General features: G+C 52.3%; 16 protein-coding genes and 1 tRNA gene. 11 read left to right on the plus strand and 6 right to left on the minus strand.

Features of this window, described 5'->3' with window-relative positions:
• Nucleotides 1–43 precede the first annotated feature (43 nt).
• Nucleotides 44–646: a tyrosine-type recombinase/integrase gene (locus tag ACFL9S_RS18145; protein ID WP_405263266.1), complete on the plus strand. Its 603-nt coding sequence runs from the start codon at nt 44–46 to the stop codon at nt 644–646.
• Between the two features lie 264 nt (nt 647–910).
• Here ACFL9S_RS18145 and ACFL9S_RS18150 read toward each other — a convergent pair.
• A tRNA-Phe gene (locus ACFL9S_RS18150) sits at nt 911–986 on the minus strand.
• Nucleotides 987–1,261: 275 nt separating this feature from the next.
• On the opposite strand from ACFL9S_RS18150, the gene ACFL9S_RS18155 reads away from it, so the two are divergent.
• From ACFL9S_RS18155 to ACFL9S_RS18175, 5 genes are all read left to right on the plus strand, one after another.
• Nucleotides 1,262–2,494, plus strand: coding sequence for a PP2C family protein-serine/threonine phosphatase (locus ACFL9S_RS18155; protein WP_405263267.1), 1,233 nt, complete (start codon nt 1,262–1,264; stop codon nt 2,492–2,494).
• A 29-nt stretch (nt 2,495–2,523) separates the two neighbouring features.
• On the plus strand, nt 2,524–3,078 hold the full coding sequence (locus tag ACFL9S_RS18160) for a SiaB family protein kinase (RefSeq protein ID WP_405263268.1): 555 nt from the start codon (nt 2,524–2,526) through the stop codon (nt 3,076–3,078).
• A gap of 17 nt (nt 3,079–3,095) precedes the next feature.
• Entirely contained in the window at nt 3,096–3,494 is a 399-nt protein-coding gene (locus tag ACFL9S_RS18165) for a DUF1987 domain-containing protein (RefSeq protein ID WP_405263269.1), read from the plus strand.
• Nucleotides 3,491–4,222 (plus strand): GGDEF domain-containing protein, encoded by a 732-nt coding sequence (locus ACFL9S_RS18170; RefSeq protein ID WP_405263270.1) that lies wholly within the window; start codon nt 3,491–3,493, stop codon nt 4,220–4,222. Before ACFL9S_RS18165 ends, ACFL9S_RS18170 begins: the two co-directional genes overlap by 4 nt.
• A 433-nt stretch (nt 4,223–4,655) precedes the next feature.
• Nucleotides 4,656–6,797: an ornithine decarboxylase gene (locus ACFL9S_RS18175; RefSeq protein WP_405263271.1), complete on the plus strand. Its 2,142-nt coding sequence runs from the start codon at nt 4,656–4,658 to the stop codon at nt 6,795–6,797.
• Nucleotides 6,798–6,884: 87 nt separating this feature from the next.
• On the opposite strand, the gene ACFL9S_RS18180 is transcribed toward ACFL9S_RS18175, so the two are convergent.
• The gene (locus tag ACFL9S_RS18180; protein WP_405263272.1) at nt 6,885–7,517 is read right to left on the minus strand and encodes a TetR/AcrR family transcriptional regulator; all 633 of its coding nucleotides are present in this window, start codon (nt 7,515–7,517) and stop codon (nt 6,885–6,887) included.
• A 284-nt stretch (nt 7,518–7,801) separates the two neighbouring features.
• On the opposite strand from ACFL9S_RS18180, the gene ACFL9S_RS18185 reads away from it, so the two are divergent.
• Together ACFL9S_RS18185 and ACFL9S_RS18190 are read left to right on the plus strand one after the other, a co-directional pair.
• Nucleotides 7,802–9,022: a Tm-1-like ATP-binding domain-containing protein gene (locus ACFL9S_RS18185; protein ID WP_405263273.1), complete on the plus strand. Its 1,221-nt coding sequence runs from the start codon at nt 7,802–7,804 to the stop codon at nt 9,020–9,022.
• Between the two features lie 2 nt (nt 9,023–9,024).
• Nucleotides 9,025–9,864, plus strand: coding sequence for a phosphoenolpyruvate hydrolase family protein (locus ACFL9S_RS18190; RefSeq protein WP_405263274.1), 840 nt, complete (start codon nt 9,025–9,027; stop codon nt 9,862–9,864).
• 45 nt (nt 9,865–9,909) lie between these two features.
• Here ACFL9S_RS18190 and mltC read toward each other — a convergent pair whose 3' ends face one another.
• The 4 genes from mltC to ACFL9S_RS18210 form a co-directional block, all read right to left on the minus strand.
• On the minus strand, nt 9,910–10,989 hold the full coding sequence (mltC, locus tag ACFL9S_RS18195) for a membrane-bound lytic murein transglycosylase MltC (RefSeq protein WP_405263275.1): 1,080 nt from the start codon (nt 10,987–10,989) through the stop codon (nt 9,910–9,912).
• A gap of 54 nt (nt 10,990–11,043) precedes the next feature.
• Complete coding sequence (locus ACFL9S_RS18200; protein WP_133846151.1) at nt 11,044–11,316, minus strand: oxidative damage protection protein; 273 nt, start codon at nt 11,314–11,316, stop codon at nt 11,044–11,046.
• The gene (mutY, locus tag ACFL9S_RS18205) at nt 11,316–12,401 is read right to left on the minus strand and encodes an A/G-specific adenine glycosylase (RefSeq protein WP_405263276.1); all 1,086 of its coding nucleotides are present in this window, start codon (nt 12,399–12,401) and stop codon (nt 11,316–11,318) included. The genes ACFL9S_RS18200 and mutY overlap by 1 nt, the downstream gene beginning before the upstream one ends.
• A 107-nt stretch (nt 12,402–12,508) precedes the next feature.
• Complete coding sequence (locus ACFL9S_RS18210; protein ID WP_405263277.1) at nt 12,509–13,405, minus strand: LysR family transcriptional regulator; 897 nt, start codon at nt 13,403–13,405, stop codon at nt 12,509–12,511.
• Between the two features lie 97 nt (nt 13,406–13,502).
• Here ACFL9S_RS18210 and ACFL9S_RS18215 point away from each other — a divergent pair, with 97 nt between their 5' ends.
• The 3 genes from ACFL9S_RS18215 to ACFL9S_RS18225 are packed head-to-tail and all read left to right on the plus strand — an operon-like array spanning nt 13,503 to nt 16,092.
• Nucleotides 13,503–13,727 (plus strand): hypothetical protein, encoded by a 225-nt coding sequence (locus ACFL9S_RS18215; RefSeq protein WP_405263278.1) that lies wholly within the window; start codon nt 13,503–13,505, stop codon nt 13,725–13,727.
• Entirely contained in the window at nt 13,721–15,406 is a 1,686-nt protein-coding gene (locus ACFL9S_RS18220) for a carbamoyltransferase C-terminal domain-containing protein (RefSeq protein WP_405263279.1), read from the plus strand. Before ACFL9S_RS18215 ends, ACFL9S_RS18220 begins: the two co-directional genes overlap by 7 nt.
• Nucleotides 15,406–16,092 (plus strand): HAD family hydrolase, encoded by a 687-nt coding sequence (locus ACFL9S_RS18225; protein WP_405263280.1) that lies wholly within the window; start codon nt 15,406–15,408, stop codon nt 16,090–16,092. The genes ACFL9S_RS18220 and ACFL9S_RS18225 overlap by 1 nt, the downstream gene beginning before the upstream one ends.
• Nucleotides 16,093–16,144 lie beyond the last annotated feature (52 nt).

The raw sequence follows: 16,144 nt of genomic DNA on the forward strand, positions 1-16,144 counted from the left end.
CCGGTTTTAGTTGACCATTACAACACCGAATCAAATGAGCAGTATGTACCTGGTGATGAAATCTTACGAAGAGGCCGAACGGCTTGGCACCGTTCAACATCCGAGGAGATGTGCCTTACTGCCAGCCTGGTACTGGCTAACGGTAATTGACACCCTGAAATATACGGGGATGAGACAAAACCAGCTTCTGAATTTGAAACTGTCAGACGTTAACCTCGAGGCCGGAACCATTACGCTTCGTGCTGAGACGGCAAAGAATCATCGTGAACATGCTGTACCTATTGCCCGCGCGCTTTATTCCGGTCTGCAGACGTTATATGACCGGTCACTTCAGCTGGAGGCGAAGCCTGAAGATCCACTCTTTCACGTATCCCGTTTTTCTGGCAGAAAAGAGCCATTACCTGGCGATATGGATCCTCAGCCATTGAGGGCCTTTTTCCGCCGGTTGTCGCGAGAATGTCGATCAGAAATATCGCCTCACCGTTTCCGGCACACGATTGCGACCAATATGATGAAATCCCCTGACAGGAATCTGCGAACGGTTCAGGCATTGCTTGGACATTCAACGGTTAACGTGACGCTGGAGTATGTTGAGGGAAATCTGGATGCGATGAGAATGGCTGTTGAGGAAGTTTTTGCGACCTAAGAATAATCTTAAGTCAAATCTAAGTGACTGAAAGCAAAAAAGTAGCGCTTTCGTTTACATAAGATTGACACAATGGTCTGGAAACTGTAAGAATTCTTATTGGAAGGACGAGAGAAAGCCAGAGAGTGCGAGAACACTCTCCGGCTTCTTAGTCCCGAGTGTTCAACAATCGATGCGATAGCATTTTTATCACATGACGCTGTTTCGGGTACTTTATGTCTTGCCCGTTAAGAATCTCACTTCTTAACGGACAGGCTCTGAAGATGGTGCCCGGACTCGGAATCGAACCAAGGACACGGGGATTTTCAATCCCCTGCTCTACCGACTGAGCTATCCGGGCAACGGGGCGCATTAAACCGTATGCCACTGCCAGCGTCAACGGCTTTATCGCGAAAAGCCGACTGATTGCACTCTTTTCCACCAGTTAGCCTCGGAATGACTCTTTTCAGCCTGTTTTATCACCCATCCTGATTGCATTTTATGCCCTGATTTATGCTGGGTTTTTCGCTTTATACGCGATAAAACCGGGTTGTTAGGATTATTCTCAATGCTGGCATGAAACTGTCACAATTGGCTGTCAGGCTGTGGCCAACTGAGGATTACTGGCCGTGTATCATGGACTTAGACTTACCGCCTTTAACACCGCAAAGTCTGCCATCGCCGCATCTTACCGCGCGCGATCTCTGTATTGAGGTGCCTTTTGTCACACCGGATGCCGATAATCTGGCTGTGATGGCGCTGTTTACCAAACAACCGTCGCTGACCAGCCTGCCGGTGGTGGAGCAACGCCATCCGCTGGGGCTGATTAATCGTCATCTGTTTTTATCGCAGATGTCGCGGCCGTTCTTCCGTGAACTGTATGACCGCAAAAGCTGCATCGCCTTTATGGATAAAATGCCGCTGGTGATCGATGCGGCCAGCACGCTGGATAGCGTGGCGCAGCAGATGGTGGCATCGGGCGATAAGTCCCTGACAGATGGCTTTATTCTCACCAGTGCGGGTGAATATATTGGCATCGGGCTGGGTATTGATCTGATCAGAACCGTCTCGGATCAGCAGGCGCGCCAGCATCAGCAAATTATGCAGAGCATTGAATACGCGCGGGTGATCCAGGAGGCGATGCTCGACCAGTCGCAGCGCTCACTGGTGCAGCAGCTGCGCGATAGCTGCCTGTGCTGGCAGCCGCGTGACTGCGTTGGCGGTGACTTTTACGCCTTTCACACCTTTCCTCACGGCTGGCTGCTGTTAATGGCAGATTGCACCGGGCACGGCGTGCCGGGCGCGTTTATGACTGTGATCCTCTCTTCGGCGCTGGAAAAGGCGCTGACGCAGTGCGAACCGGACCAGCCGGAGCAGTTACTCCAGCATATCAATCGCTACATCAAACAGACGCTGGGGCAGTTGCAGCAGTCGGAGCAGACTTCGTTGTCGAACGACGGCTGTGATGCGCTGGCGCTGTTTGTGGATACCCGCGAAGACCGCATGATCTGGGCCGGTGCGCGTATCTCCGGTTTTCTGCTCTCGACGGTCAGCGAGCAGGCCATTCTGCTGAGCTGCGATCGCATGGGCGTGGGTTACACCGATACCCCGGTGGACTACGCCTGGGCGCGTCATGAACTGCCGCTGAAACCCCAGGATCTGTTCTTAACCTTTACCGATGGTCTGACCGATCAGATCGGCGGCGAGCGCCACATTATGTTTGGCCGCAAGCGTATTCAGGCCGAGCTGGAACGCTACCGCACGCGGCCGATGAGCGAGCTGGCGGAAGGGCTTCAGCAGGCGTATCTCGCCTGGCAGGGGCAGCAGCTACGGCGCGATGATATGACATTTTTAGGGTTTCGTTACTGATGAACCGGGGAAACGGGCAAAAGAGCATTATGAATACTGATCCGATGATAAGCGGGCTGCTGGCGGACACGCCGCACGATGTGGTGGCGCTGCGTTATACCGGTTTTTTCTCTCAGCACAATATTACGGCGATGGGGGAGGTGATCCGCCTTTATCTTGAGCAGAATGAGGCATCGTTCGTCACCCGGCGTAAGCTGTTCTCGACCTTTGTTGAGATGGTGCAAAATATCCTGCGCTACTCCTCAGACAGCCGGGCGTTATGCAAAGATAATGACGAAATGCGCTTTGGCGCGATCTGTTTTGGTCTGCATGAAGGCAAGTATGTGCTGGAAAGCGCTAACCTGGTGCGGCCGGATGAATCGGTGCGCCTGAGTGAATGCCTGCTGGCGCTGCGCAATATGAGCGCTGAAGAAATTAAAGTGACCTATAAGCAGTCACTGCGTACAGAAAGTCCGGCCTGGAGCAAAGGGGCGAATATCGGCCTGCTGACTCTGGCGCGGGATGCCAGCGAACCGCTGGAATTTACTTTTCACCAGGTTGCATCGACGGATCTCTCGGCGTTCTACCTGAAAGCGACTATCTGACAGGGCACACCTTAGCTATGAACAACATCTCCATGCCTGCAACCAGCAGCACTCCCGCCGTGGACTTCGATTTCGCCAGCGGCAGGCTGTCGCTCAGCGGAGAATCCTGGCCGGAAAATGCCGCTGCGTTTTACCGCCCGCTGATGGCCGCGGTGGAAGAGTGGCAGGGCAGCGCTTTTTCCCGCAGTCTCAGCCTGGTGAGCATTCATGTGGCACTCAGCTATTTCAACAGCTCCAGCACCAAAATGTTGTTTGGCCTGTTTGGGGTGTTGAATGAAGCGGCAGCCAACGGAACCCGCACCGAGCTGCACTGGTATTACGACAGCGAAGACGATATTTCTGAAGAGTTCGGTCAGGAGCTGAGTATCGATTTTTCAGCAATAACCTTCCATATGCATCCGGGTGGCGCGGAATGATGAGCATCGAGGATCTGTTCACGCACGAAAATGCCATTCTTGAGCAGGCGCGGGATATTGCCGCACGCGAGCATCTTGAGGCGGAAACCTGTCGTGCGGCGTTATTGACCCTCAGCGGCCACTATCAGCGCATGATGCGTGAGTCCTGGCGCCTGATCTCCCGCAGCGATCGTGCAGAACGTGAGCTGACGCTGCTCAACGAGCAGTTGCGCCAGCTGGCGTTACGGCTGGAGTACGAAGCCACGCACGATCCGCTGACCGGCGTGTATAACCGCAGCGCCATCATCAACCAGATTGGCAGCGCACTGCATCAGGACGAAGCCTCCCTGATCCTGCTGGATATCGACCATTTTAAAGCCATTAACGACCAGTACGGTCATCCCACCGGCGATGCGGTGATCAGTGAACTGATCAAACGGATTGAGAACTCGGTGCCGGAAAGCGGCAGCGTCGGGCGCGTCGGGGGGGAGGAGTTTACCATCCTGCTGCCGGGGACCAGCATCGGTCAGGCGGCGGTGGTGGCCGGTTATATTCATGCATCGCTGAATGCCTCCGTGCTGAACTCTTTGCCGGATCGGCTGGTGACCGTCAGCCTGGGCGTGAGCTGGGGCGCTTCGCGCAGTAGTTTTGACACGCTTTATGCTGAGGCGGATGCCGCATTGTATGAGGCGAAACGAGCCGGACGTAACCGGATTCACTATGCCCGCCAGCGTGTCGCCCAGAGATAAATCCGACATTTTTTTCTGTAAAAATCGGCTATTCTGATGGGCCACTGGCATTGAACCCGTTACTAAAAAATGCCATTATTGCGCAAATTTTGACAACCCCGTCATCCCTGCACATTGAGGTCACCGCCATGAGAGGTTCACTGCTGTATTTCAGCATCTGTAACCCGCATCTGTTGATGCAGCGTGGTCGATCTTTTTGCTGTCATACCTTGTCGATAAATTCTCTCACCATGCGGTGAGGTCTTTCTACGCTTAACTGTTGGCCATGCGTAAAAACAGACGAGATCTGATTTTACTGATGTCTATCGGTTGAAGCTGAAGTCATTCTGCTGAAAACCCAACATGACTGTTCGCCGGGAACGCGTGCGATGTGCTGCCGTTCCTATTGTGTGCCATTGGCACCCACTCATCCTTGACCGTTAGGGATTTGTGCATGACTCCTCTTAAAATTGCAGCCAGCACCACTGTGGCAATCCATCTCCAGACCGGGCGCGAAGTCGTTACGCTGGATAACACTGATTTTACCGATGTGGCAGCGGTGGTTCTGTCCGTTTCTGACTCACGCTCTGGCGTGCTGGCGCTGCTGCGCCATACCGGCTTTAACCTGCCGGTATTTATTGCCCTCGACGATGCCGCGCAGGCGGTTGATCTGCCTGAGGTTGATGGCGTGCTGACGGGTGAAGAGGGCGATGCGTCGCTGCTGGAAACCGCCGCAGCCGGGTATCAGGCCCGATTGCTGCCGCCCTTTTTCCAGACGCTGACCAAATACGTGGCGATGGATAACACCACCTTTGCCTGCCCAGGCCATCAGGGCGGTGCGTTCTTTAAAAAGCATCCCGCCGGACGCCAGTTCTTTGACTTCTTCGGCGAGAACGTGTTTCGCGCCGATATGTGCAACGCCGACGTGAAACTCGGTGATTTGCTGATCCACGAAGGCTCTGCCAAACATGCGCAAAAGTTTGCGGCGAAAGTCTTCAACGCGGATAAAACCTACTTTGTGCTGAATGGCACCTCCAGCGCCAATAAAGTGGTGACCAATGCGCTGCTGACGCGCGGCGATCTGGTGCTGTTCGACCGCAATAACCATAAATCTAACCATCATGGTGCGCTGATTCAGGCTGGCGCAACGCCTGTGTATCTGGAAACTGCGCGCAACCCGTTTGGTTTTATTGGTGGCATTGATGCGCACTGTTTTGATGAAGCGTATGTGCGTGACCTGATTAAACAGGTCGCGCCGGAACGTGCCGGGGATGAGCGTCCGTTCCGTCTGGCGGTGATCCAGCTCGGCACCTACGATGGCACGGTGTACAACGCGCGTAAGGTGCTCGACAGCATCGGCCACCTGTGTGACTACATCCTGTTTGACTCCGCCTGGGTCGGTTATGAGCAGTTTATTCCGGTGATGGAAGCCTGTTCGCCGCTACTGCTGGATCTGAAACCTTCCGATCCCGGTATTTTTGTGACGCAGTCCGTGCATAAGCAGCAGGCCGGGTTCTCACAGACTTCGCAGATCCACAAGAAAGATAACCATATCCGCGGCCAGCAGCGTTTTTGCAGCCATAAGCGGCTGAACAATGCGTTTATGCTGCATGCCTCAACCAGCCCGTTCTACCCGCTGTTTGCTGCACTGGATATCAACGCCAAAATGCACCAGGGCGAAGCGGGGCGACGTCTGTGGCATGAATGCGTGGTGCTGGGCATTGACGCACGTAAAGCGATTCTGGCGCGCTGCGAGATGATTAAGCCATTTATTCCCGACGAGGTTGACGGCAAGCCCTGGCAGGATGCGCCGACGGCGACGATCGCTTCGGATGCGCGCTACTTCAGCTTTGCACCGGGCGCATCGTGGCATGGATTTGATGGTTATGAGAAAGATCAGTATCTGGTCGATCCGTGCAAGCTGCTGCTCACCACGCCGGGCATTGATGCCGCGAGTGGGAAATATGCCTCTTTCGGTATTCCGGCAACGATTCTTGCGAACTATCTGCGTGAAAATGGCGTAGTGCCGGAGAAGTGCGATCTGAACTCCATTCTGTTCCTGCTGACACCGGCAGAGAGCATGGAGAAGATGGCAAAGCTGGTGGCGAAGCTGGCTCAGTTCGAACAGCACATCAAAGAAGATGCGCTGCTGCGCGATGTGCTACCCACCATCTACCGGAAGAATGCGGCACGTTACGAAGGTTACACGCTGAAGCGCCTGTGCCAGGAGATGCACGATCTGTATGTCAGCCATGATGTGAAGGATCTGCAAAAGGCGATGTTCCGCCAGCAGAGCCTGCCGAAAATGGTGATGAACCCGCAGGATGCCAATATCGAATTTATTCGTGGCAATGTGGAGCTGGTGCCGATTTCACAGGCGGCCGGGCGTATTGCGGCTGAAGGTGCGTTACCGTATCCACCAGGCGTGCTGTGCGTGGTGCCGGGTGAAGAGTGGGGCGGAGCCGTGCAGCAATATTTCCTCGCGCTGGAGGAGGGCATTAACCTGCTGCCGGGCTTTTCGCCGGAGTTGCAGGGCGTGTATGCCGAAACCGACGAGCAGGGGATTAAACGTTTGCAGGGGTACGTTTTGGTGTAAAAAACCGGGTCGGGCGTGCCCGACCCCTACGTAATGCGGCGAGCATCGTAGGGGCGAGGCATGCCTCGCCCTGGTGTCTGCCCGACCTCAGGTATTGAGCGCTTCCTCCCGAGCCTGGCGCACAATCGCTTTCGCGATCCATTTGCCAATATCCTGCAATTCGTCGTTATCGCAGCCCCAGATATCTTTCATCACCAGAAAAATCTCCGAACCGTAAACCAGCGACAGCGATCGCACCACGCGCTCCATCAAATCCGGTGTCAGCTCTTTGCTGAGCGGTTCGACCACCTGCACCAGCATCGCTTTGCGATTTCCCCGCACCAGCTTCTCTTTCAATGGCACGGCATCAATCGCCTGCGACTGCGCCCACTGCGTGAGTGACAGATGCAACGCCGCACGCAACGTTCCCTCGTGTTTTAGCATGCGCGGGAAGGCGAAATTCAGCAGCTCATCAATGCGGGCGTTGGCATCCTGCTGAGTGGGCTGCCAGTTTTTGATGGGGCTGAGTGTTTCAGAAACAATGGCCGAAACCAGAGCACTCTGCGTTGGGAAGTAGCGATAAGCAGTGGCGCGTGAAAGCTGTGCCTCCTGCGCAACTTCGGTAATCGATGGAAATGCCCCGTTATCAAACATTTTCATCGCAGTATCAATTAGTAAGCGGCGCGTTCTGGCTCGTGTTGATGTTAGCCCCAAAACGCTAGCGGGATCCCTTTGCTCCACAATAACCTCATTTTCCGGTTAAACCTGTTTCTTTATCGGGCCGGTGAGCGAGACATCATGGTCACCGGCGTTGACAACGAGGCGCGGCCTGCGCCATTCCCCGCTGTTATAAGCGTAGTCAAAACTTGACGAGACTCATATTCCATTCAATTGATTTATCAATCTTGAAGGTGCTACTGTGTGTTTTTCACACGCAATGTCTTCATTGATTCACAGTTATTTACGTTTTTATATCAAGAATATCAACTCTTTATTGATCTAAATAACAGGTTATCGTAACGCCAATGAAAAATGATACTGGATCTATCTACGTTGTTGCTACAGCGGATACTAAAGGAAGGGAACTGTTTTATGTGCGCGATCTGATTGCTCAGATCGGCGTGCCAGTGGTGACAGTTGACCTGTCTACTCAACCACTTAGCCGTGCTTTCGAGGGGAATATCCCGGCCGCGATGGTGGCGGACTATCACCCTCAGGGACGTGATATTGTCTTCTGTGGCGATCGCGGTAAGGCGATTAACGCCATGGCACAAGCTTTTGAGATTTTCCTTAGCCAGCGTGATGATGTCGCGGGGATAATCGGGTTGGGTGGCTCAGGCGGTACGGCGCTGATCACGCCAGCAATGCAGGCGCTGCCGATTGGCGTGCCAAAGCTGATGGTTTCCACGATGGCTTCCGGCGATGTCTCGGGCTATGTCGGTGCCAGCGATATCGCCATGCTCTATTCGGTAACTGATGTTGCCGGGCTGAACCGGATTTCCCGCCGTGTGCTGGGTAACGCCGCCCACCAGATCGCTGGTGCAGTTCGCTTCGCGCTCCCCCCTTATGCCAATGATAAACCCGCCATCGGCCTGACGATGTTTGGCGTTACCACGCCGTGCATAGAGGCGGCCTGTGCGGCGCTGGAAGCGGATTATGACTGTCTGGTGTTCCATGCTACTGGCAGCGGTGGTAAGGCAATGGAGAAGCTGGCAGACAGCAATATGCTGGCGGGAATGCTTGACCTGACAACCACCGAAGTCTGCGATTGGCTGTTTGACGGTGTGCTGGCCTGCGGTGAAGATCGCTTCGATGCGCTGGCCCGCAGCCAGTTGCCTTGCGTGCTCTCCTGCGGGGCGCTGGATATGGTGAACTTTGGTCATCCTGCCAGCGTACCGGAGAAATACGCCTCGCGCCTGTTCTACCACCATAATGCCCAGGTGACGCTGATGCGGACCACCGTGGAGGAGAACATTGAGATGGCACGCTGGATCGCCGATAAGCTGAACCGTTGCGAAGGGGAAGTGCGTTTTCTCATTCCTGAGGGCGGCTTTTCTGCACTGGATGCGCCGGGCCAGCCGTTCTGGTCGCCAGAGGCTAACCAGGCATTTATCTCCACGCTGGAGGCGTGCTGCATACAGACCGCACAGCGCCAGATTATTCGCCTGCCCTGGAACATCAACGATCGGCAGTTCGCGGCTGAAGCCGTGGCTCAATTTCGCCAACTGGCGTCGAAAGGAAGATAACCATGCCTGCTTTTACCCGTCAGCAGATGCTGACTAAATTCAGAGAGATGATTGCCCGCCGTGAACCGATTATCGGCGGTGGTGCAGGGACCGGGCTGTCGGCAAAATGCGAAGAAGCCGGGGGGATCGATCTGATCGTCATCTATAACTCCGGGCGCTATCGCATGGCCGGGCGCGGCTCACTGGCCGGGCTACTGGCTTACGGTAATGCCAATGAGATCGTGGTTGATATGGCCAAAGAGGTGCTGCCCGTGGTGAAACACACCCCGGTACTGGCTGGCGTGAACGGCACCGATCCTTTCTGCCATTTCGATAAATTCCTGGATGATCTGAAAGCCCTTGGTTTTTCCGGCGTACAGAACTTTCCGACCGTCGGGCTGATTGACGGTAACTTCCGTGCCAATCTGGAAGAGACCGGGATGGGCTATGGCCTGGAAGTGGAGATGATCGCTTTGGCCCATCAGAAAGAGATGCTGACCACGCCTTATGTATTCAGCGAAGCCGATGCAGTGGCGATGACCGCCGCAGGTGCGGATATTATTGTGCCGCATATGGGGCTGACCACCGGAGGGAATATTGGTGCGTCGACGGCGTTGCAGTTACAGGACTGTGTGCCGCTGGTGAATGCCTGGGCCGCCGCCGCGAAGGCAGTGCGCGAGGACGTGATTGTGTTGTGCCACGGCGGGCCGATCTCCAGCCCGGAAGATGCGCAGTACATTATGGACAATTGCCCGCAGTGCGATGGTTTCTACGGCGCCAGCTCGATGGAGCGCCTGCCAACCGAAGTGGCACTCACTGAAACTACGCGTAAGTTTAAGAATATCAGTCGGGTTGATCGGTAAACAGGGTGAAGGGGCGGCCGTGATTTCTGGCCGCCCGTTGTTCCATCAGTAGCGGTGGTAGCCCTTCTGCGCGTTGTTGACCTTAGACAGGTAACGGCGTGATTCCGCAGACGGGTGGCTGGTGGTGAGCTTCTGGTAGACCTCAGCAGGCGACAGGTTGTTAATCGCGCTGAAGGCGCGGTCTTTATCGCTGGAGAACACCCGCAGCACGCTTCCTGCGCCGCCGTTATACGCGGTGATCACCGCATAGCGACGGGAAGTTGCGTTGTTAATACCTGACAGATAGTTACCCTGCAACAGAGACAGATAGGCGGTACCCGCGTCGATGTTGTTTTCCGGGTCGAGCAGGTAGCTGCGGCTTGGTTTGCCCCATTTCCCTTTCATGCGGAAGACATCCACCCCGGCAGTATGCTGCACCACCTGCATCAGGCCCAGAGCATCAGCATGGCTGACCGCATAAGGGTTGAAGCTGGATTCAATCTGCATGATCGCCAGGATCAGTGACTGATCGACGCCATAACGTTCGGCAGCTTTACGCACCATCGGCAGATATTTATGTGCACGCTTGTCGAGGTGGTTTGGCACCATCGGAATGGTGACCGACCAGATCACATGCAGACCGGAATTACGGCGTTGCAGCTTATTCTGGATCAGATAGTCAGCAAAGCTGGCGGCACGGCCCTGCCAGCGGATCGGCTGACCGGTGTTATCCATGACCTGACCATAAAGCAGCGGCTCTTTGCTGATCTGAATATCTTTGGCATCGGAATAGAGATCGACATTACCCGGATCTTCACCGATCAACAGCGTGGTGATAATCGCCTGACGCAGGCTGGCCGACGGATCGGTTCCGGCGATGGTTTCGATGGTGATGCTACCGGCATCGAAGTTAATGTGGCTGCGGGTATAGTATTGATCGCTGTACTTCACATAGTCTTTTGGACCAGCGATCAGAACTTCATTCATTCCCCAGATATTTTCGATGTTGTGGGCAAACTGTCCCATCAAAATATCAAAACCGTTGGTGTCTTTAATCCACTCTTCATGAGAGGCGCTTTGCTTCTTGCCTGAGCAGGAAACCAACAACGGCGCAATAATCAGCAAACTTATTAGTTTTTTCTTCATTTTCTCGTGCATCGCCCACAATTTGAGAGGGCCTCATCAGTGAGGCCCAACGACTTATTCTTCCGGCGGGGTATAACCTTCGATATGAACCTCATGGCCTTCGAACAGGAATTTAATCATCTCTTGTTCCAACAGCTTGCGGTCATCAGGGTTCATCATACTGAGTTTCTTTTCGTTGATCAGCATGGTCTGTTTTGCCATCCATTTTGACCAGGCTTCTTTTGAAATCTCGTTATAAATGCGTTTGCCTGTATCCCCAGGGTATAACTGGAAATCCTGCCCTTCGGCATCACGTTGCAGGAACGTACAAAAAATGGTTCGGCTCATTACTCTTCCTCTTCTGTTACGCGAGCGCTTAACGGCAACTGCTGTGGCTGGCGTAACTGCTGTAGCAGGCGCTCTACCGGCGCGGCCAGCCCCACGGCGGGCGGCTGCGCTAAGTTATACCAGAGACCCGGCACATCATCCATTGCCGCACGGGCAGAAGGCAGATCAAGCCACATTGGCACAATGTCCAGGTGGAAATGGCTGAAGGTATGACGGAAGGCGATCATCTGTTGCAGTTTGCTGTCATCCACCCCGCGTAGCCGTAGGGCCTGGCGCAGTTCTGACTCCGTGCCGTACTGCGGAAAACAGAACAGCCCACCCCACAACCCAACCGGCGGGCGCTGCTCCAGCCAGACATCCGGCCCTTGCTGCATCAGCAGTAAGAAGCCGGTACGTTCCGGGATGGTCTGCTTCGGTTTTTTTCCAGGGTACTGCGCCCAGCTATTATGTGCATAAGCAATACAGCCGAGATTCAGCGGGCAAATTTCACATTTAGGCTTCGAGCGGGTACAGACTATCGCGCCGAGGTCCATCATTGCCTGGTTAAACTGGCTGACGCCTTCAGCGGGGGTGACCTCTTCACTGATTTTCCACAGGCGCTTTTCCACCTCTTTCTTACCCGGCCAGCCCTCTACTGCATAGCAGCGGGCTAGCACGCGTTTGACGTTGCCATCCAGAATCGGGAAATGCTTGCCCAGCGCCAGAGAGAGCACTGCACCCGCAGTAGAACGGCCGATACCCGGCAGGGCTTCAACCTCTTCTATCGTTTCCGGAAAAACACCGCCATGTTTTTCCACCACGGTTTTCGCTGCTTTATGCAGATTACGCGCACGGGCGTAATAACCGAGGCCGGTCCACAGATGCAGCACTTCATCAAGCGGGGCGGCAGCAAGGTCGCTGACGGTGGGGAAGCGCGCCATAAAACGCTCAAAATAGGGGATAACGGTCGCGACCTGCGTCTGTTGCAGCATCACTTCGGAGAGCCAGACCTTATAAGGGGTTTTCTCTAGCTGCCACGGCAGGGTTTTACGCCCATAGCGCTGATACCACTCCAGTACCTGATGTGAAAACTGCGCTGCCTGCATGATGTGAATCCCCGTTCTGCCAATCTGAAAACCAGGCAGGGATTCCAGCACAGTCACTAAGGGCTGTAAACCGGATAATCGCTGTATTTTATTAACGTTGATGGATGTTATGTCTGCTTAGCCCCTTCTTTTCTCACCAGGGCAATAAATAAATCGCGTAACGGATCCTCCAGAACAGGATTCCAAATCATCCCGACATCCCAGGAGGCATAAGGCCCTTCCAGCGGGATGATGCCGATGCTGGCCGGAGAAATATTGATGGTACTGAGAGGGACAATCGCCATGCCAATATCCGCTGCGACAAGCGCCATCAGTGTTTGAATATCACCGGACGTTTGCTGGATGTGCGGTTCAACCTGATTGAATGCCAGAAAGCGTGCTATCTGGCGGTTAAGCCCCGGCCCCCGATTATCGTGAAGTGCCAGCAGCGGAAGTTCTGACAGCAGGCTGTAACAGTGCGGGCGACTGAGTCTTTCACGTAATGTGGCTTTTTTGTGTTGTGATACGGCCAGCGCAATTGATTCTGTTCTCAGGGATACCCCGACAAGAGGCGGTTCTACGGGCATACGCATAAACGCCAGCTGAAGCTGCCCCTCCAGCAGTAAGCGAGTTTGCTCTGATGAGGGCATATCTTCGAGGCTGATGCAGATTTTGGGGTAATGCTGACTAAATTTTGCGACCAGTTCAGGGACATCATGAAACCCTGAAATTCCAAACCCCACCGCCAGACGACCTGCTTTTCCCGCCGCCATATCTGTCGCCATTTGGCGGAAATCGGTCGTTTCAAGGACAATGGATTTTGCTTTATCCAGTAACTGCTCGCCTGCATGAGTCAACTGCGCACCGCGCCGCCCGCGAGCAAACAGCTTCAGCCCGACCTCATGCTCCAGGGCCTGAATCTGTTTAGTCAGCGCAGGCTGCGTGATAAACAACCGCTGAGCCGCATGGCGATAACTGCGGCTCTCTGCCAGCACAATAAAAGCCTGTAAGAGTCGGGTATCCATTCTGTTTCGTTATCACTCTCAATTTAATTTTCATTATATTTTTTCTTATCACTGAATTTTAATATCAACAGACAATGCCATTACGATGGGAGTGAGTATGCAATATGAACATTTCATCTTCTTCACGAAAGAAGGGATGGTTATTCCTCAATCTCTGAATGAAGATGACGTCGGTAAAATAATCTGCTCCGTTTTATTTCAGGGGTTTAATATTTCTCCTCTGCACATTATGGCTGTTGATAACAGGTCAGCTTTGGATAAGTTTGAGAAAATCATGGAGAGCGCTATAGGTAAAAACATAACGGAGGTTACCGTATGTTAATTCTTGGTGTTACGAATAATGACACGGCAGGTGCCTGCCTGGTTGAGGGGGTGAACATACTTTCTGCTGTTCATGAGGAAAGATTCTCCCGAGTGAAAGCTCATAAAATATGGCCAGAGAAGTCAATCAATTATGTTCTTTCCAGTAATGGAAAAACATTGGACGACATTGATTTTATTGCCTATGGATGGAAGGCTGGGTTTAACGAAGAACATTGTCTTAATCTGTATGTTGAGCGTGTAATATACGAATGTTTTAATAACTCAGAACATATTTATATTCTTAAAAAAAGAGTTTCTGACGAGTTGGTTAATGATAAGGAAAAAAGATCGGAGTTTGACCGATTTATTTTAAAGAAAAATTTAACGAACAAAGTCAGATATATCGATCACCATGATAGTCATGCCTGGGGATCCTGGTTGTGCTCGCCTTACGATGATGCTTTGGTTGTGACATGCGACGGACGGGGGGATTTTATATCTCTGACTATTCGTTATATTGATCGTGGATGTGAAACGGTGCTACAACGGGAAACAACGATTGATAGTTTGGGATATTTTTATGGAAGAATAACTCATCTTCTGGGTTTTACCCCAAATCGCCATGAAGGTAAAGTCACAGGGCTGGCTGCTTTTGGTAACCCAGATAATGCCATGGGTTTAATGAAAAAAATGATAAATGTATGTCATCGTAATCTCAGATCAAACTGTGGTGACTATTACTTGCCCTCCTATAATTATTACTCTGATAAATTAGTCAATGAGGTAAAGTTGTTTTTACCTGAAGATATTGCTGCAGCTGCACAAAAACACCTTGAAAATATCATGGTGGAAATTATTTCCCCTTACATTAAGAAATCTAAATCAGGTAATATTTGTCTGGCGGGTGGTCTCTTTGGTAATGTGAAACTCAATCAGGTTTTAAAAGAAATGCCAGGTATTAATAATGTCTTTGTTCTTCCTTGCATGGGAGATGAAGGCTTACCTTTGGCTGCGGCGGTTACCGCTGAATGGCGTGAGGCAGGGATGCGTTGCTCTTTAAAAACTATGGCGCTGGGTCCTGATTTTTCAGACCAGAACGTGAGGAAGATCATTTCTCAACAACACGGAATTAAAATCGTAGAATCCGATGATGTGCATTGTTCTGTTATTGAACTTCTCCGTTCAGATACTGTTATCGCACTGCTTCGTGGTCGGATGGAATTTGGTCCGAGAGCGCTATGCAAACGAAGTATTATATATCATGCGCATTCTAAAGAAATAAATATCTGGCTAAATAAGAATTTGAATCGTACGGAGTTTATGCCGCTTGCTCCAGTTGTGCCTGAAAACCTTGGCGATCTTTGCTTTTATAACTGGTCTTCGCGTGATATCAGTGCCGAATTCATGACAATGACTTATCGCTGTAAACCCATTATGGTATCGCTCTGTCCTGCGGTTGTACATGTCGATAACACAGCGAGACCACAGATAGTGAGAGAAAGTAGTGACCCATTTATGTATGCGCTACTTAATAAATGGTATGAGATAACAGGGCAGCCCTGCCTTGTTAATACGTCATTTAATCGTCATGAAGAACCCATTATTAACACACCATTAGAAGCGATCTCGGTCCTGAGAGAAGGGGCGGTAAAAGCAGTTATTATCAACGACAGATTTATTGTTACAAAGGACAGGTGATGAATAAAATGAATGTAGAAGGAATTACCACCATCCTGTTCGATCTCGATGGCGTTATTATTGACTCTAACCCGGCCATTATTGATGCATGGAGTAGAACGGCTAAGGAGTACGGTGTTGATATTACTCAGGAGCAGATTGACCAGTTTATTATTGGTGCGTCGCACAAATATACCCTTGAGAAAATATTCCCCGGATTCAGCGAGGAGGATAAAAAAACCATTCACAGTCTGGTCGACCGCCGCGAGGAACAGGCCGACTGTCATCTGATTGCTGGTGTGAGTGCGTTTTTATCGGCACTTCATTGTTGCCCGGTCAATATTGGAATGGTGACGAGCAGCTGGCCAGAAAAAATCCATCATGTTCTCAGGCAGCACCGGCTGGATTATTTTCAGTGCATCATCTCGCGTCATGATGTGGTGAAAGGAAAGCCCGATCCGCAGCCTTACCTGCTGGCAATGGAAAAGATGCAGGCAACCCCTGCCAGTACGCTGGTGTTCGAAGACTCAGATAATGGGATACGCGCGGCACTGGCGGCAGGTACACACTGTCTTGCGATTAATAATGACCACTATAGCAACATCCACTGTATTAGCAGTTTCAGACAGCTATCTGTCGCCAGGGATGAGGTCATTTACCGTTTTGCCCGCGGGGGCTGTGGCGTGAAGCTTCGCCCAACTCGCTGAATAAAAGCACGCAATTTCCTTTTCTTTTTGGCAACCGATATTACCCTCTACT

The sequence above is a fragment of the Erwinia sp. AnSW2-5 genome, from assembly GCF_045107195.1.
Lineage (GTDB): Bacteria > Pseudomonadota > Gammaproteobacteria > Enterobacterales > Enterobacteriaceae > Erwinia.

Bases quoted from the DNA above. Each gene is read 5' to 3' on its own strand.
- ACFL9S_RS18165 (WP_405263269.1), top strand. From the start codon at position 3,096: ATGAACAACATCTCCATGCCTGCAACCAGCAGCACTCCCGCCGTGGAC.
- ACFL9S_RS18215 (WP_405263278.1), top strand. From the start codon at position 13,503: ATGCAATATGAACATTTCATCTTCTTCACGAAAGAAGGGATGGTTATT.
- ACFL9S_RS18190 (WP_405263274.1), top strand. From the start codon at position 9,025: ATGCCTGCTTTTACCCGTCAGCAGATGCTGACTAAATTCAGAGAGATG.
- ACFL9S_RS18160 (WP_405263268.1), top strand. From the start codon at position 2,524: ATGAATACTGATCCGATGATAAGCGGGCTGCTGGCGGACACGCCGCAC.
- mutY (WP_405263276.1), bottom strand. From the start codon at position 12,401: ATGCAGGCAGCGCAGTTTTCACATCAGGTACTGGAGTGGTATCAGCGC.
- ACFL9S_RS18175 (WP_405263271.1), top strand. From the start codon at position 4,656: ATGACTCCTCTTAAAATTGCAGCCAGCACCACTGTGGCAATCCATCTC.
- ACFL9S_RS18145 (WP_405263266.1), top strand. From the start codon at position 44: ATGTACCTGGTGATGAAATCTTACGAAGAGGCCGAACGGCTTGGCACC.
- ACFL9S_RS18225 (WP_405263280.1), top strand. From the start codon at position 15,406: ATGAATAAAATGAATGTAGAAGGAATTACCACCATCCTGTTCGATCTC.
- ACFL9S_RS18185 (WP_405263273.1), top strand. From the start codon at position 7,802: ATGAAAAATGATACTGGATCTATCTACGTTGTTGCTACAGCGGATACT.
- ACFL9S_RS18170 (WP_405263270.1), top strand. From the start codon at position 3,491: ATGATGAGCATCGAGGATCTGTTCACGCACGAAAATGCCATTCTTGAG.
- ACFL9S_RS18155 (WP_405263267.1), top strand. From the start codon at position 1,262: ATGGACTTAGACTTACCGCCTTTAACACCGCAAAGTCTGCCATCGCCG.
- ACFL9S_RS18200 (WP_133846151.1), bottom strand. From the start codon at position 11,316: ATGAGCCGAACCATTTTTTGTACGTTCCTGCAACGTGATGCCGAAGGG.
- ACFL9S_RS18210 (WP_405263277.1), bottom strand. From the start codon at position 13,405: ATGGATACCCGACTCTTACAGGCTTTTATTGTGCTGGCAGAGAGCCGC.
- mltC (WP_405263275.1), bottom strand. From the start codon at position 10,989: ATGAAGAAAAAACTAATAAGTTTGCTGATTATTGCGCCGTTGTTGGTT.
- ACFL9S_RS18220 (WP_405263279.1), top strand. From the start codon at position 13,721: ATGTTAATTCTTGGTGTTACGAATAATGACACGGCAGGTGCCTGCCTG.